We start from the raw sequence: 16110 nt of genomic DNA, 5'->3' as shown, positions 1-16110 counted from the left end.
CGGCTGTTCGCCTGGAAGGGAAGCACAGTGAAACGACCACGTCCCAGGGGTCTCGCGCCCCTCGTCGCGGCGGCCATGCTGCTACCGCTCCTCCCCCTGGCGGGAGCCTCCGCCGCGCCGGGCAACGCCCCTGCCGCGAACTACGAGGGCGACACCGTTCCGACCAGATCAGACGCCGGCCCGCTGTTCCACAACGGCCAGAGCGCGACCGTCGACGAATTCCCGGGCATCATCGCGGGCATCCGCGAGGGCGGCACCCGGCCGCAGGGCCAGACCTGCACCGGCTCCGTCGTCGCGCCCCGCAAGATCCTCATCGCCGCGCACTGCGCCGACGCCCAGGGCGAGAAGAGCTTCGTCTACGGCCTGGACGACCTCAACGCCGGCGGCGGCTTCCGCACCAAGGTGGTCGAGTACAAGAAGCACCCGAAGTACGTCAACTTCGACCAGGGCTACGACGTCGCGGTGGTCACCACCGCCGACGACATCCCGGTGCGCGGCGGCAAGTACGCGCAGTTCGCCACGTCCGCCGACTCCGGGCTGGCCGCGCCGGGCAAGAACGGCCTGGGTTTCGGCTACGGCAAGAAGGACTTCGACGACAACCAGCGCGACGTCACGCTGGACAAGGCCACCCTGCCGATCGTCAACGGCGACTCGGTGTGCCAGGGCGTCGGCGCGGGCTTCAAGTCCGCCACGATGATCTGCGCCGGGTACTCCGACGGCCGCACCACGATCCTGCCCGGCGACAGCGGCGGCCCGCTGATCGTGGACGGCAAGATCGTCGGTGTCGCGTCCTGGAGCCGCAGCGACTTCAAGTGGTACAGCGTCTACGGGCGGCTGACCAACGACATGGGCGACTGGGTCAAGCAGCAGGTCGGCTCGCCGCAGTCGGACTTCACGCTGGGCGCGTCGCCGTCGAGCCTGAAGGTCGCGGCGGGCAAGTACGCCTCGACCACCGTCACGTCGGTGGCCGGGTCGGGTGGCGCGGAGAACGTGACGCTGTCCGCGTCGGGCCTGCCCAGCGGGGCGAAGGCGGTGTTCCAGCCGACGTCGATCCAGTCCGGGTCGAACGCGAAGCTGACCGTGGAGACCGCCACCACCACGCCCAACGGCACCTACAGCGTGACCGTGACCGGCACCGGGACGGGCGGCAAGACCGCCACCGCCACGGTGTCGCTGACCGTCGAGGGCGGCAACCAGGAACCCGGTGACTTCACCCTCGGCCTGTCGCCGTCGAGCCTGAAGGTCGCGGCCGGCAAGTACGGGTCGACCACCGTCACGTCGGCCTCCGGGTCGGGCGGACCCGACACCGTGTCGTTGTCCGCGTCCGGTCTGCCCGGCGGGGCGAAGGCGGTATTCCAGCCGACGTCGATCCAGACCGGGTCGAACGCGAAGCTGACCGTGGAGACCGCGACCACCACGCCGGCCGGCACGTACAGCGTGACGGTCACCGGCACCGGGACGGGCGGCAAGACCGTCACCACCACGCTGTCGCTGACCGTCGAGGGCGACGCGCCCGGCGGTGACGTGGCGGTCCGCCTCAGCCCGTCCTCGGCGTCCGTGCAGCAGGGCTTCTTCGCCCAGTTCTCGGTCACCGCGTCGGGCGGCACCGGCACCCTGTCGCTGACCGCGACCGGCAACCCGGCGGGCACCCAGTTCCAGTTCAACCCGCGCTCGGTCGGCCAGGGCGGCACGAGCACCGTGCTCGTGCAGACCGGTTTCCAGACGCCGCCGGGGACCTACCAGGTCACCGTCAAGGCGACGACGGCGGACGGCAAGAGCGGTACGGCCACGTTCACCCTCACCGTGACCCGGTGGGGTGGATTCGGGGTGGTGTAGCCCCGGCGGAGGCTCAGCCACCACAGCGGACCCCGGCCGACCGGCCGGGGTCCCGCTGCACGTCCGCGCCGGCCCGCGTCGGGTGGCGCGGGTGCCCGATCACGAGCGGCCGATCACGCGAGCCCGATCACGCGGGGCCGACAACGAGACCCGATCATGAAGGGCCGATCACCACCACCCGGTCGGAGCGCACCTCCTCGTCGTTGAGCCGGTGGCCGTTGTGGGTGAAGTCCTCGCCCCGCAACACCGCCAGGATCTGCGACGTGTCCCAGTCCGCACCCTGGGTGAGTTCGTGCGCCTCGCGGATCGCCTGCGCCGCCACGCCGAACGCCTCCGCGCCGGTCGCCCGTTCGCTGTCGGCGGCGGTGACGCCCTGCTTGCCCGGCGTGTCGACGAGCCCGGTGACCGAGACCTCCGCCCACGGGTACCGGTCGAACTCGCCCGCCGCGTCCACGACCAGGCCGCCCGGCCCGGTGATCAGCCGCAGCTTCCCGCCCGGCGGGTTGGTGCACGCCGTCGAGTTCGACGCCATGGCCAGCAGCTTGAGCAGCTGGTCGCCGCGACCCACCAGGACCGGCACGACCCGGTCGGACTCGCGGCACAGCCGCTCCACGTCGTCCTGGCCGAGTTCGGGGGTGTTGCCGGGCTTCTCCCGGATCTCGATGTTCTTCGCGACGCTGCCGATGCCCCGGGTCTTGAGCTCGCTGTGCAGCTCGGCGCTGTAGTACGGGTCGTCGGGGTCGTAGACCACGGCCGCCTGCGGGGCGTCGCGGTCCTGTCCGGGCCGCCCACGCACCCAGCCGGCGATCACCTCCGCGTAGGCGGAGTTGAACGGCGCGGACAGGAACATGTTGGCGTTCTTCGCCATCTGACGGCCGTACATGGACGCGCCGATCACCGGCACGCCGCTGAGCTCCACGCGGACCGCGTCGAACGCGTCCTGCCTGCTCTGCGAGATGCCGATGACGGCGGCCAGCCCGCCCCGGCCGCTGCGCGGGCGTTGCGCGATCTTCCCGGCCACCCACCGGCCGTCGGTGAACCGGTCGCCGCTGTTGGCGAGCACCAGCTTCACCGGCACGTCCTCGTTGACCTGCGTGGCCCGCTCGTTGTGCTTCCGCTGCTCGCGCACCGCGCCTTCGAGCTGCCAGATGGCGTTGGGCGGCGCGGTGCTCTCCGACTGGTCGGCGCGGGTCAGCGGCGCGAAGAACACCACCTCCCGGTAGTACCGCTGCCGGCCGTCGAGGTCCTTCATGCCGTCCACGGCGGCGTTGTTGTCGGCGACCTGCCGCTCCAGGTCGGCCAGCACCGGCACGCCTGGCGCGTGAGCGAGGCCGCCGTCGACGAACGAGCACCGGCCGTCGACCACGCCGACCACCTGGCCCGCGCTGGTCCGGGTGTCCGCGCAGCCGCCGAGCCAGTACTCGTACCCGGCGTACGCGACGGCACCGGCGACCAGCGCGACGGTCAGCGCCAGCGGCACGTACGCCGAGATGCCCGGCACCCGCAGGTCGACCCGGCGGTGCGAACCCAGCCACGTCTGCGCCGCCGGGTGGGCGGGCCCGGCGGGCACCCGCACGGCCAGGTACGGCGGCTGGGCCAGCGCGCTCCGCTCGCCGTTGACCACCCGGCGCAGCACCCGCACGGCGTCCGGCACGTCGTGCTCGGTCTTGACGGTGACCGCCGCGAGGTCGGGCGGCAGCGTGCCGACGACCACCAGCGGACCCGGCCGCAGGTCCTTGACCTGCTCGGCCACCTGGGTGAGCAGGTCGGCGGCGAGCGGGCGCGTGCCGTCCACCAGCAGCACGGGTGTCCAGCGGCGACGGCGGCGGCGCGGCGAGAACCGGCCGCGCCGGGTGAGGTCGGCGAGGTCCTGGAGCAGCGCGTCGACCAGCACGCGGCGACGCAGGCTGGGCAGCCCTTCGAGCCCGTTGGCGGGCAGCAGCCACACCGCCTGCGACGCGAAGTCGCCCTTGAGCCCGCTCGCGCTCTTGACGTGCGCGCGCAGCCACCGGGTCGAACGGCCGTTGAGCCGGCGGTGGAACAGCCACCGGCTGGGGCCGCTGAGCAGCGCGGTGAGCAGCAGGCCGGGCAGCCGCAGCGGCAGGTCCTCGGTGCTCATCCGGCGGGCCCAGCCGATCAGGCCGTTGCGCTCCTCCCACCGCCGGTACAGGTGGTCGAGCAGGGCCGACTTCTGGTTCACCAGCGAGGCCGCGCCGATCTCGGGACCGGCCTCCACGATGTCCAGGCACAGCGTGAACCGGCGCGGCCGCCACCGCTTTCCGGCCCCGCTTGGAATACTGCCGGCGAATTCCTCGGCGACCTGGTGCAGCAACCGGACGTCGGGCAGCGGGTGTTTCTCCGCGGCCGTCGCGAGGACCTGGCCGACGTGCGCGGCGGGAACCAGGTCGGCGTCCTCCACGTCGACCAGCCGCTGCCGCACGCCGTCCAGGAAACCGGTGCCCACGGCCTGGTCGTCGGCCACGACCACGACCACGGGCGTCGGTAAGCGGGGGCGCGCGCCGATCACGTCGTCGAGCAGGGAGACCAGGTCGTGCATACCCTCGACCGGCTTGATCATGCGCCCTCCGGGTGGTCGCCGAGCGAATTCGACACATTATCGGGGGAGGGGCCGGTTTTTCGGAGCGGAAATCTCCGATAGGGATAACCGGACGACGTATTCCGCAATCGTGCGGAATGCGCGCCCGTGTTGTCGGGACTCATCGCGGCGACGCGCGGTCACCCGATCCCACGGCGGCCCGGAGGCGACAGGCCCGGAGGCGGCGAGCCCGGACGCGACAGGCCCGGACGCGACAGGCCCGGACGCGGCGGCACGCCGAAGGAGCGGGTTCGAGTTCAGCGGGGTGGAGCGGGGGTCAGGCGAGTTCGGCCCAGACGACTTTGCCGTCCGCCTTCGGTGACGTTCCCCACTCCCGGCTCAGCGCCGCGACGATGATCAGGCCGCGGCCCCGGGCCGAGTCGACCTGGACCGGTCTGGGTGCGGGCTGGGCGGGGGACTGGTCGGCCACCTCGACGCGGATGCCCGCCTCGGTGCGGCTGACGGTCAGCTCCAGGGGCCCCGCCGCGTGGTCCACCGCGTTGGACACCAGCTCCGTGACCACCAGCGCCGCGTCCTCGGCCACGTCCGGGGACACGCCCCAGGCCGCCACCGCCTCGCCCACGATCCGCCGGGCCTGGGCGGACGCGCCGGCGGTCGCGGGCAGCGTCACGGCCACCGGCGTCGCTGGCTCGTTGCGCACAATCCGCTCCCGTTGATCGGCCGTTACCGCATCGTCGCACATCCTGTCGCTTGGACCACCCAGTGGTCGCGTCCGACGCCCCGGTACTGCACGATCTGTAGCGGCGCGGCACCCGCCGTGCGGGAAGGCTCGGACGCGATGGACTTGCAGGTGCGCAGTGAGGTCCGCGGCGGCTGGACGGTCGTCGCGGTGTCGGGTGAGCTGGACGCGGACACCGTCCCCGTGCTCTCCGACCACCTCGAAGAGACACCGGGCGAGAGGGTGGTGGTAGACCTCAGCGGGGTGCCGTTCATGGACACCACCGGCCTGTCCCTGATGCTCGACTGGCACCGCCGGCTCGACGGCGCGGGCGGCCAGTTCCGGATGGCGTCGTTGCAGCCGTCGGTGCACAAGCTGTTCCGGCTCACCGAGTTGACCGAGGTGATGCACATCCACGCCTCGGTGGCCGACGCCACGACCTGACGCCACCGCCCGGACGCCCGCCGGTCACCCCTCCGCCTGCACCACCAGCAGCGTGAGGTCGTCGTGCTCGGCCGGCCCGAGCCACGAGAACACCGCCTGCCGCACGTGCTCGGCCACCGCCTCGGCGGACATGCCGGCGCACTCGGCCAAGGCGGCTCTGAGCCGTGCGTCGCCGAAGAGGTCCTGCCGGTCGTCCTGCGCGCGGGCCTCGGTGACGCCGTCGCTGTAGAGCAGCAGCGTCTCGCCGGGTCCGAGGGCGACCGTGGTCTGCTGGAACCGCACCTCGGGCAGCACGCCGACGATCCCGCCGTGCACCGCGACCTCGTCCACCCGGCCGCCGGAGCGCAGCACGAGCGGCGCGGGGTGGCCGCCCGCCGACAGCGTCACCCGCAGCCCGCCGGCCTGCACCGGGACCAGGTTGCCGACCACCAGCGTGGTGAACAGCTTGCTGCCGGCCGCCCGCAGCGCCGCGTTGAGCAGGGTCAGCAGGTGCGCGGGCCGCTGTTCGACGATCAGCAGGGTGTGCAGGCTCTGCCGGACCCGCCCGGAGTGCACGGCGGCCTCCAGCCCGTTGCCGGCCACGTCGCCGAGCACGAACGCGGCGCTGCCGTCCTCCCGGGGGTGCACGTCGTAGAAGTCGCCGCCGACCCCCGCACCCCGGTGCGCGGGCTCGTAGACCTGGGCCAGCCGCACGCCGGCCACGGTGGGCAGCGGGCTGGGCATCAGGTGCGCGCGCAGCGCCGTGACGGCCCGCTCCCGGTCGTCGAGCAGGGTGCTGACCCGGACCGCCGCCGCGGCCCGCTCGGCGTAGCGGGTGAGCAGCTCGGGGTCGCGCAGGCCGCCGAAGCAGACCAGCGCCCCGCCGACGGCCAGCGGCACGGCCAGGCCCGGCCCGGTCGCGCCGCCCCACGCGCCGTCGCCCGGCTCGGTGATCTCGGCGTGCCGCGCGGTGCCGTCCAGCACGGCCGCGAGCGCCGGCGTGGCCACCTGGCGGGTGGTGCGGGCCGCGGTGATGTCGCCGTCCGGGCCGCGCCGCCACCACTCCAGCCGGCCGCGCGCGCCGGGGACGATCACCACGGGGTGCGGCGACGGGGCCATGTCGACCACGTTGCGCAACGTCCCGGCACGGTCGGTGATCTTGAGGAGTCGTCGGGATGCGTCTTCCAGGAACTCGTCGGCACCCCGGTAGCAGGCCGTCCAACCGCCGCCCAGGTCCTGCGCCCGGCCCGTCACGGCGGCTCGCGCACCCGGTCTGGCCTGCGGGAACAGTACCGCGGCGAGTGGGTTGGCCAGGCGTACGACGCCGTCCGGGTCGAGCACGACCACGGCTTCGTGGAAGCCGTCGACGAGGCGGCGCCACGCGTCGAGGTCGAGGCCCGCCTCGGAACCTTGCCGGTAGCCCTGGGCCATCCGCGGCTCCTGTGTGTCGGGTCGTGCCCAACCTAGCGGACACGCTGCCTCCGACAGTGGCAGGCTTGGCCCAGATCCGCTGACGTTGGAGGCCCCTCGTGACGACCGCGCAGGACGACACGGACGTGACCCTCGCCCGGCTGCTGACCGCGATGCGCGAGATGCGCGACGGCAACTTCCGCCGCCGCCTCGTCGTGCCGCAGGGGCCGGCGGGCGAGCTCGCCGAGGTGTTCAACGAGATCGCGGAGCGCAACCAGTGGCTGGTCGGCGAGCTGGTCCGGGTGCGCCAGGCGGTGGGGCAGGAGGGCAGACTGGGCGAACGGCTCGCGCCCGGCTCCGGCCCGGTCGGCTGGGAGATGGCCGCCGACTCGGTGAACGGCCTGATCGACGACCTGACCCGGCCGACCACCGAGCTGAGCCGGGTGCTCGCGGCGGTGGCGCAGGGCGACCTGTCGCAGGAGATCACGGTGACCGGCCGCGGCGAGGTCGCGACCCTGGTGGAGAGCTTCAACTCGATGACCGCCACGCTGCGCACGTTCGCGGGCGAGGTGACCCGGGTGGCGCGCGAGGTCGGCACGGACGGCCGGCTGGGCGGTCAGGCGCAGGTCCCGGGGGTGGCGGGCACCTGGAAGGACCTCACCGACTCGGTGAACTTCATGTCCGACAACCTCACCGCGCAGGTCCGCGACATCGCCCAGGTGGCGACGGCGGTGGCGCAGGGCGACCTGTCGCAGAAGATCACCGTCACGGTGGCGGGCGAGATGCTGGAGCTGAAGGACACCGTCAACACGATGGTGGACCAGCTCTCGTCGTTCGCCGACGAGGTGACGCGGGTGGCGCGTGAGGTCGGCACGGACGGCCGGCTGGGTGGTCAGGCGCAGGTGCCGGGCGTCGGCGGCACCTGGCGCGACCTCACCGACAACGTCAACTTCATGGCGAACAACCTGACTTCGCAGGTCCGCAACATCGCCCAGGTGGCGACGGCGGTGGCGCAGGGCGACCTGTCGCAGAAGATCACGGTCGACGCGCGCGGCGAGATCCTCGAACTCAAGGACACCATCAACACGATGGTGGACCAGCTCTCGTCGTTCGCCGACGAGGTGACCCGGGTGGCGCGTGAGGTCGGCACGGACGGCCGGCTGGGCGGTCAGGCGCAGGTTCCGGGTGTGGCCGGGACGTGGCGTGACCTGACCGATTCGGTGAACTTCATGGCGGGCAACCTGACCTCCCAGGTCCGCAACATCGCTCAGGTCACGACCGCTGTCGCGCAGGGCGACCTGTCGCAGAAGATCGACGTGGACGCGCGCGGCGAGATCCTCCAGCTCAAGACGACGATCAACACGATGGTGGATCAGCTCTCGTCGTTCGCGGCCGAGGTGACCCGGGTGGCGCGCGAGGTCGGCAGCGACGGCCGGCTGGGCGGTCAGGCGCAGGTTCCGGGTGTGGCCGGGACGTGGCGTGACCTGACCGATTCGGTGAACTTCATGGCGGGCAACCTGACCTCCCAGGTCCGCAACATCGCCCAGGTGGCGACGGCGGTGGCCCGCGGCGACCTGTCGCAGAAGATCACGGTGAACGCGCGCGGCGAGATCCTGGAGCTGAAGGACACCGTCAACACGATGGTGGATCAGCTCTCGTCGTTCGCCGACGAGGTGACGCGGGTGGCGCGTGAGGTCGGCACGGACGGCCGGCTGGGTGGTCAGGCGCAGGTGCCGGGCGTCGGCGGCACCTGGCGCGACCTCACCGATTCGGTGAACTTCATGGCCAACAACCTCACCGCGCAGGTCCGCAACATCGCCCAGGTGACCACCGCCGTCGCGGGCGGCGACCTGTCGCAGAAGATCACCGTCGACGCGCGCGGCGAGATCCTCGAACTCAAGTCGACCATCAACACCATGGTCGACCAGCTCTCCGGCTTCGCCGACGAGGTGACCCGGGTGGCCCGCGAGGTCGGCACGGACGGCCGGCTGGGCGGCCAGGCCAGGGTGCCCGGCGTCGCGGGCACCTGGAAGGACCTCACCGACAACGTCAACGTCATGGCCGACAACCTGTCTACGCAGGTCCGCAGCATCGCCGCGGTGGCCACGGCGGTAGCCGGCGGCGACCTGTCCAAGAAGATCACCGTCGAGGCCAAGGGCGAGATCGCCGCGCTCGCCGACACGATCAACGGCATGGTCGACACGCTGCGGGCGTTCGCCGACGAGGTGACCCGGGTGTCCCGCGAGGTCGGCACCGAGGGCATCCTCGGCGGCCAGGCGCGGGTGCCGAACGTGGCCGGCACCTGGAAGGACCTCACCGAGAACGTCAACTTCATGGCGAACAACCTGACCAACCAGGTCCGCAACATCGCCCAGGTGACCACGGCCGTGGCCCGCGGCGACCTGTCGAAGAAGATCGACGTCGACGCGCGCGGCGAGATCCTCGAGCTCAAGACCACGATCAACACGATGGTCGACCAGCTCTCGTCGTTCGCCGACGAGGTGACCCGGGTCGCCCGCGAGGTCGGCACCGAGGGCAAGCTCGGCGGCCAGGCCGAGGTCGAGGGCGTGTCCGGCACCTGGAAGCGGCTCACCGAGAACGTCAACGAGCTGGCCGGGAACCTCACCCGGCAGGTGCGGGCGATCGCGATCGTGGCCACCGCGGTGACCGCCGGCGATTTGACCCGGCAGATCACCGTCGACGCCTCCGGCGAGGTCGCCGAGCTCAAGGACAACGTCAACCGGATGATCGGCAACCTGCGCGAGTCGACCCGGGCCAACCAGGAGCAGGACTGGCTCAAGACCAACCTGGCCCGGCTCTCCGGCCAGATGCAGGGCCACCGCGACCTGCACGCCATGGCGTCGCTGGTGATGAGCGAGCTGACCCCGCTCGTCTCCGCCCAGCACGGGGCGTTCTTCCTGGTCGACGGCGAGTCCGACGCGCTGGAGCTGACCGCGACCTACGCCTACCAGCCCACCGGCCGGCCGACCCGGTTCGCCCGCGGCGAGTCGCTGATCGGCCAGGTGGCGGTGGAGAAGAAGACCGTGCTGGTCACCGACGTGCCGCCGGGGTACCTGGAGATCGGGTCCGGGATGGGGTCCGCGCCGCCGGTCAACCTGGTGATCCTGCCGATCGTGTTCCAGGGCGAGGCGCTGGGCGTGATCGAGCTGGGGTCCTTCGGCGTGTTCACCGAGGTGCACCTGGACCTGCTGGACCAGTTGAAGGAGAGCATCGGCGTCAACGTGAACACCATGCTCGCCAACGCCCGCACCGACAGCCTGCTGGTCGAGTCGCAGCGGCTCACCGAGGAGCTGCGGGCGGGCTCGGTCGAGCTGGAGGCGCGGGCGCGGCAGCTCTCGTCGGCGTCGAAGTACAAGTCGGAGTTCATGGCGAACATGTCGCACGAGCTGCGCACGCCGTTGAACTCGCTGCTGATCCTGGCCAAGCTGCTGGCCGACAACCTCGACGGCAACCTCAACCCCAAGCAGGTCGAGTTCGCCCGGACCATCCACTCCTCGGGCACGGACCTGTTGCAGCTCATCGACGACATCCTGGACCTGACCAAGGTCGAGTCCGGCCACATGCAGGTGCAGACCGACCCGGTGCGGATCTCCGACGTGGTCGGGTACGTCGAGGCGCTGACCCTGCCGCTGGCCGCCGAGAAGGGCCTGGAGTTCGACGTCACGGTGGACGACGACGTGCCGTCCACCCTGCACACCGACGAGCACCGGCTCCAGCAGATCCTGCGCAACCTGCTGTCCAACGCGGTCAAGTTCACCCACGACGGCGGCATCCGGCTGGGCATCCGGCTCGGCGAGGGCGCCGTGGCGTTCGACGTGCAGGACACCGGCATCGGCATCCCGGCGGACAAGCTGTCGGTGATCTTCGAGGCGTTCCAGCAGGCCGACGGGACCACCTCGCGCAAGTACGGCGGCACCGGCCTGGGCCTGTCGATCAGCCGCGAGCTGGCCGCCCTGCTCGACGGCCGGCTGGACGTGCGCAGCGAGCCCGGCGAGGGGTCGACGTTCACCCTGTACCTGCCGCTGGCCGAGCGGGGCCTGGTGCCGGTGCCGGTCGACCAGGAGGAGGACCTGGCGGTGTACGGGATGCCGGTGCCCTCGGCCTGGGTCGAGGCCCCCGCCCAGCCCGCGCCGGCCCCGGCCGTGCTCCCGCCCGCACCGATGCGGTTCCACGGCGAGAAGGTGCTGATCGTCGACGACGACCTGCGCAACGTGTTCGCGCTGACCAGCGTGCTGGAGCTGCACGGGCTGGAGGTGATCTACGCGGACAACGGGATCACCGGCGTGCGGGCGCTGGAGCAGTACGACGACGTGTCGCTGGTGCTGATGGACATCATGATGCCGGAGCTGGACGGAAACGCGACGATGGCGGCGATCCGGGCCATGGCGCGGTACGCGGACCTGCCGGTGATCGCGGTGACCGCGAAGGCGATGAAGGGCGACCGGGAGAAGAGCCTGGCCTCCGGCGCCACGGACTACGTGACCAAGCCCGTGGACACCGAACACCTGCTCCGCCTGATCGCCTTCTACCTGGGCCTGGAACAGGACTAGCGGGAGGCCGGGGCGCGCAGTTCGAGCAGCGCGGCCCGGCCCACCTCGACCAGGTTCTCCAGGGCGATTTCGGTGAAGGCCAATTCCAGTTCGCCGCGTCCGAAGGAAAGCGCGATGGAATCCGCGTTGAGCGCGTACGCGATCGGGGTTTCCGCGTCGTAGTGCGCCCACGTGCACAACTGGCCGCTGCTGGGGGTCAAACTCATCGGACGACTGTCCTTCCGGGCCGGTGAATTCTGGTGCGCACCAGAATTCATGGTGCGCACCAGTGAGGTCAAGTACCCGATCGAGCGAACATCGTCCAGGTTGGCGAGCCCTCTATGCTGTGCCGCATGGCCCGCACCACCCCGAAAGCCGTTGCACTGGGAGCCGAACTCCGCGCCGCCCGCGACCGCTCCGGTCTCACGTTGCGCGAACTCGCGAAACGCCTCGGCGTCGACCACAGCGCGCTTTCCCGCGCGGAATCCGGCGACCGTCCACCGGCTCCGGAGATGGTCGCCGCCATCCTGGCGAAACTCGGTGTCACGGGCGGGGAATTCGACCGGATCGTCGGCATGTCGGGGGATTCGGACGACTCGGTGTGGGTCGCGGTCTCGATTCCGGACCTGCAATCACAGTTGTCCGCGCTGCTCAGCTTCGAACAGCTCGCGACCACCATCACCGACGTCTCACCGCTGCTGATCCCCGGCTTGCTGCAAACCGGCGGGTACACCCGGGCGATCATGCGCGCCGGGAACGTGCCGCGTCAGGAGGTCGAACTCCGGGTGGCCACGCGCCTTGGTCGGCGGGACGTCCTGGTCCGACCCGATGCGGCCCGGTTCACCGCGTTCATTGGCGTAGCCGCGCTGCGCGGTGGGATCGGTGGTCGGGCGGTGATGGCCGAGCAGCTCGAGTACCTGCTGAAAGCTGCTGAATGGCCCAACATCTCCTTGCACGCGATCCCGGAATCGGCCGGTTGGCACCCCGCTCTGGAGGGCGGGTTCATGGTCCTCGACACCGAAGCGATGAGCGTCGTCCACGTGGAGAACCGCCGGAGCGGCCTGTTCTACCAGGACGACGCGGACATCGCGGCGTACCAGGAGGCCGTGGCCCAGGTGCGGGGTGTCGCCCTGGACCGGGGTGAGACGATCCGTGTGATCGCCCGCGAGGTTGGCGAGATCGAGGAGGCGTCATGATCGAATGGCGGAAGTCGGCGCGCAGTACGAACACCAACTCCTGCGTCGAGGTCGCCCAGGGGCTGGTGGCCGTGCGCGACTCGAAGAACCCCGACGGGCCGGTGCTCTCGTTCCCGGCCGGTCAGGCCGTGGTCGGGTTGTTCGCGGCGGTTCGGCGGGGTCGGTTCGACGGTTAGCCCGCCTGCCGGCTCATTCGTCGGACGTGGTCCAGGGCCGCGTCCGACGACCGGCACAGCGGCAGGTGGCGGGCGAGGCCGGTCACCTGCAAGGGGTGCAGCACGGCGCGAGCCGTCGCCACGACGGCCAGTGCGCCGAACTCGCGGCGGGCGTCGACGAGCAGCTTGATGCCCGCCGAGCCGAAGAACGTGACGCCGCCCAGGTCCAGCACCACGGCGACCGCCGGGCCGCGCAACACGGCGCGCACCTGCGGCACCGTGTCCAGGTCGACCTCGCCCGCCACCCGGACCAGCAGGACGTCGTCGTGCCGAGAGGTCTCGACGGTGATCAGCGGCTGCTCCATGCCGGCACTCCCGACGCCGTGGCTGGCTGCGTCCACCGACGTTACGCCGACCCCGCGAGCGGTCACAACTTTCCGAACGGTCCTCGGGCCAGCTTGCGGACGGTGTCCACGATCTCGGTGTTCGGCACGCCCTTGACCAGGTACTCGGTGACGCCGGAGCGGCGCATCTCGGCGACCGTCTCGGGATCGGCGTGCGCGGAGAACACCATGACCCTGGTCTCCGGGCAGCGCCACCGCAGTTCGCGGGCGACCAGGAGGCCACCGCCGCCGGGCATCCGGACGTCCAACACCACCACATCGGGTGAATGCTGTTCGGCCTGCCGGACGGCGTCGGGCGCGGTGCGGGCGACGCCCACCACGGTCAGGTCCGACTCGGCCGCCAGGACCTCGTGCAGGGCCTGGCCGATCATGGCGTCGTCGTCGCAGATCAGGACGCGGGTCACGGCGCTGTGGTGGGCAGCCAGAACCGGACGGCGGTGCCGCCGTCGGGGCGGTCGGCGAAGGTCCACCAGCCGCCCGCCGTCTCGGCCCGCTCGCGCATTTCGATCATGCCGAAGTGCTCCAGACCGGCGTGGAGGTCGGCGGAGGCGGAGACGCCGACGCCGTCGTCCGCGATCTCCACCAGCGTGCCGTTGTCCACCGTCGACAGGTGGACGACGACAGCACGCGCCCGTGCGTGCTTGTGCACGTTGGTCAGGGCTTCCTGGGCGACCCGGAAGATGGTGATCGCGGTGTCCTTGGCCGGCTCGCGGTCCAGCTCGTCGCGGACGGTGTACGACAGGTTCCAGCTGGGCGCCACGTCGGCCAGGTACACCTCCAGCGCGTGGACCAGGCCGTAACCGTCGATCTCCGGCGGGCGCAGCCGGAACACCAGGGTCCGCAGGCGGGTGATCGAGCCGCGCACCGCCTCGTCCAGCTCGCGCACGGTGCGGGCGTGCTCCTCGGGCAGCCTGCCCGCGAGCAGTTGCAGGCGCATGCCGACCGCGACCATCGACTGGATCGAGTCGTCGTGCACGTCCCAGGCGATCCGCCGCCGCTCCAGCTCCTGCGCCTCGACCAGGTGGGCGACCAGCACGCGCCGCTCCAGCAGCTGCTGCTCGGCCCGCCGGCGCTCGGTCATGTCCCGGGTGACCTTGCCGAACCCGCGCAGCCGGCCGGTGTCGTCGAACAGCGCGGTGATCACGACGTTCGCCCAGAACCGGGTGCCGTCCTTGCGCAGCCGCCACCCCTCGTCCTCCAGCCGGCCGTCGGCGATGGCCGACTCCAGCTCGCGGCCGGGCTTGTCGGTGACGATGTCCTCCGGCGGGTAGAACGCGGAGAAGTGCCGGCCCAGGATCTCGTCCGCGCGGTAGCCCTTGATCCGCTCGGCACCGGAGTTCCAGCTCACGATGTGCCCGCCGGGGTCGAGCATGAAGATCGCGTAGTCGACCACGCCCTCCACGAGCAGCTGGAACGCCGAGTCGGGCATCCGCTCGGGAGGACGTCGGGGTGGGCTCGCCATACCGGTACTGTGCACCACCCCCGGCGCTAGCCCAGTTCGCACCACACGACCTTCCCCCGGCCGTGCGGCGTCACGCCCCAGCGCAGGGTCAACCGGTCGATCAGCGGGATGCCCCACCCGCCGTCCGTGCCGTGCGGGCGCATCCAGGGGACGGCGGGGCTGCCGTCGGAGACCTCGACCAGCACCCGGTCCGGGCCGCCGGTCAACCGCAGCACGGCCGGGCCGACGGCGTGCCGGTCCACGTTCGCGACCAGTTCGGAGACCACGAGCACCACGTCGTCGTGGTCGCCGCGGTAACTCCAGCCGGTCAACGTGCGGCGGGTGAAGTCGCGGGCCAGGGCCGCGCTGCCGGAGCCCGTCGGCGGGCCGAAGTCCGCCACCTGGTCCGTCACCGGGAACTCCACGACCGCACTGTGGGGCAAGCCGTGCCCGCCGGCGAGACGCAACGGTGTCAGCTCCCGTAGTGCGGATGCACCAGAGCGGGCGCGGAGCGCCGGGGCTGAGCGGGCGCGCCGGGTCAGTCGACCAGGCCCTCGCGGCGGGCGATGGACACCGCTTCCAGCTTCGACCGCGCGCCGAGCTTGTCGAGCACGCGCTGCACGTGGTTGCGCACGGTGTTGCGGGCGACGCCGAGCCGTTGGCCGATCTCGTCGGTGGACACGCCGTCCGCCAGGAGTGACAGGGTCTCGCGCTCCCGCGCGGTCAGCGACGCCCCGGCGACCGGCGTGCGCCCGGTGAGCCGGTCGAGCACCCCGGTGAGCAGGCTGCCGTCGAACACCGCCTCGCCGCGCGCGACCCGGCGCACCGCGTCGGCCAGCTCGTCCAGCCGCGCCGACTTGAGCACCAGCCCCGCGCCGCCGGCGTCCACCACCCGGGCGGCCACGGCGGCGGTGGCCTCGCCGGTCAGCACCAGGACGCGCGCGCCCGACCCGCGCAGGGCCGGGATGGCGGCGACGCCGTCGCCGTCGGGCAGCCTGCGGTCGAGCACCACCACGTCCGGCCGGTGCCGCGCGACCGCCTCGGCGGCGGCGGCCACGGACCGGACCGAGGCCACCACCAGCACGCCGGGGTCGCGCTGGAGCGCCAGCCCGATCGCCTCCGCCACCATGTCGTGGTCCTCGACCAGCAGCACGCGGATCGGGCCGGGTGGGGGCGGTTCGGACATGTGCGACGTCCTCGGGGCGCGTGGAGTCCGGGACTCCGCAAGCAGGGGGTAACGCCACCCTAGACCGGCGGGGACCGGAGGGTGGGGCTGAGGCCGACCACCAGCGTCGACGGACTCGGCACCAGCCCGCCCGCCACACCCATCCCGAGCCGAACCCCCGTGGCCGTGCCCATGCCCGTGGGAGGTGAGGGCGTGACCCACGGCGTCCGGGTCCGCCGCCTGCGAGGCCCGCCC

Annotated in this window: 14 protein-coding genes; 5 read left to right on the top strand and 9 right to left on the bottom strand. The window is 72.0% G+C overall.

Annotated elements, in window-relative coordinates:
- The first annotated feature begins 75 nt into the window (after positions 1 to 75).
- Entirely contained in the window at positions 76 to 1836 is a 1761-nt protein-coding gene (locus tag BN6_RS29525) for a trypsin-like serine protease (protein WP_084672806.1), read from the top strand.
- Positions 1837 to 1990: 154 nt separating this feature from the next.
- On the opposite strand, the gene BN6_RS29520 is transcribed toward BN6_RS29525, so the two are convergent.
- Both BN6_RS29520 and BN6_RS29515 read right to left on the bottom strand, forming a co-directional pair.
- The gene (locus BN6_RS29520) at positions 1991 to 4414 is read right to left on the bottom strand and encodes a hypothetical protein (RefSeq protein WP_015103497.1); all 2424 of its coding nucleotides are present in this window, start codon (positions 4412 to 4414) and stop codon (positions 1991 to 1993) included.
- A 295-nt stretch (positions 4415 to 4709) separates the two neighbouring features.
- A complete protein-coding gene (locus BN6_RS29515) occupies positions 4710 to 5093 on the bottom strand; it encodes an ATP-binding protein (RefSeq protein WP_015103496.1) in 384 nt (127 codons plus the stop codon).
- Positions 5094 to 5243: 150 nt separating this feature from the next.
- On the opposite strand from BN6_RS29515, the gene BN6_RS29510 reads away from it, so the two are divergent.
- On the top strand, positions 5244 to 5555 hold the full coding sequence (locus BN6_RS29510) for an STAS domain-containing protein (protein ID WP_231904779.1): 312 nt from the start codon (positions 5244 to 5246) through the stop codon (positions 5553 to 5555).
- A 24-nt stretch (positions 5556 to 5579) separates the two neighbouring features.
- On the opposite strand, the gene BN6_RS29505 is transcribed toward BN6_RS29510, so the two are convergent.
- Complete coding sequence (locus tag BN6_RS29505; RefSeq protein WP_015103494.1) at positions 5580 to 6965, bottom strand: PP2C family protein-serine/threonine phosphatase; 1386 nt, start codon at positions 6963 to 6965, stop codon at positions 5580 to 5582.
- 98 nt (positions 6966 to 7063) lie between these two features.
- Here BN6_RS29505 and BN6_RS29500 point away from each other — a divergent pair, with 98 nt between their 5' ends.
- On the top strand, positions 7064 to 11515 hold the full coding sequence (locus BN6_RS29500) for a hybrid sensor histidine kinase/response regulator (RefSeq protein ID WP_015103493.1): 4452 nt from the start codon (positions 7064 to 7066) through the stop codon (positions 11513 to 11515).
- Here BN6_RS29500 and BN6_RS29495 read toward each other — a convergent pair.
- Positions 11512 to 11721, bottom strand: a complete 210-nt coding sequence (locus tag BN6_RS29495; protein ID WP_148303074.1) for a hypothetical protein — start codon at positions 11719 to 11721, stop codon at positions 11512 to 11514. The genes BN6_RS29500 and BN6_RS29495 overlap by 4 nt on opposite strands.
- A gap of 126 nt (positions 11722 to 11847) precedes the next feature.
- Here BN6_RS29495 and BN6_RS29490 point away from each other — a divergent pair, with 126 nt between their 5' ends.
- Together BN6_RS29490 and BN6_RS29485 are read left to right on the top strand one after the other, a co-directional pair.
- Positions 11848 to 12690 (top strand): helix-turn-helix domain-containing protein, encoded by an 843-nt coding sequence (locus tag BN6_RS29490; RefSeq protein ID WP_041318555.1) that lies wholly within the window; start codon positions 11848 to 11850, stop codon positions 12688 to 12690.
- Positions 12687 to 12866: a DUF397 domain-containing protein gene (locus tag BN6_RS29485; protein WP_015103491.1), complete on the top strand. Its 180-nt coding sequence runs from the start codon at positions 12687 to 12689 to the stop codon at positions 12864 to 12866. The genes BN6_RS29490 and BN6_RS29485 overlap by 4 nt, the downstream gene beginning before the upstream one ends.
- On the opposite strand, the gene BN6_RS29480 is transcribed toward BN6_RS29485, so the two are convergent.
- The 5 genes from BN6_RS29480 to BN6_RS29460 all read right to left on the bottom strand — a co-directional run bounded on the left by BN6_RS29480 (position 12863) and on the right by BN6_RS29460 (position 15876).
- Positions 12863 to 13210 (bottom strand): STAS domain-containing protein, encoded by a 348-nt coding sequence (locus BN6_RS29480; RefSeq protein WP_015103490.1) that lies wholly within the window; start codon positions 13208 to 13210, stop codon positions 12863 to 12865. The genes BN6_RS29485 and BN6_RS29480 overlap by 4 nt on opposite strands.
- A 62-nt stretch (positions 13211 to 13272) precedes the next feature.
- Positions 13273 to 13653: a response regulator gene (locus BN6_RS29475; protein WP_015103489.1), complete on the bottom strand. Its 381-nt coding sequence runs from the start codon at positions 13651 to 13653 to the stop codon at positions 13273 to 13275.
- Positions 13650 to 14711 (bottom strand): PAS domain-containing sensor histidine kinase, encoded by a 1062-nt coding sequence (locus BN6_RS29470; RefSeq protein WP_015103488.1) that lies wholly within the window; start codon positions 14709 to 14711, stop codon positions 13650 to 13652. The genes BN6_RS29475 and BN6_RS29470 overlap by 4 nt, the downstream gene beginning before the upstream one ends.
- 26 nt (positions 14712 to 14737) lie before the next feature.
- A complete protein-coding gene (locus tag BN6_RS29465; RefSeq protein ID WP_231904778.1) occupies positions 14738 to 15115 on the bottom strand; it encodes an ATP-binding protein in 378 nt (125 codons plus the stop codon).
- Positions 15116 to 15228: 113 nt separating this feature from the next.
- Complete coding sequence (locus BN6_RS29460) at positions 15229 to 15876, bottom strand: response regulator transcription factor (RefSeq protein ID WP_041314483.1); 648 nt, start codon at positions 15874 to 15876, stop codon at positions 15229 to 15231.
- Positions 15877 to 16110 lie beyond the last annotated feature (234 nt).

This window comes from Saccharothrix espanaensis DSM 44229, assembly GCF_000328705.1.
Classification (GTDB): Bacteria; Actinomycetota; Actinomycetes; order Mycobacteriales; family Pseudonocardiaceae; genus Actinosynnema; species Actinosynnema espanaense.
This window is presented reverse-complemented; position numbering and strand designations above follow the sequence as displayed.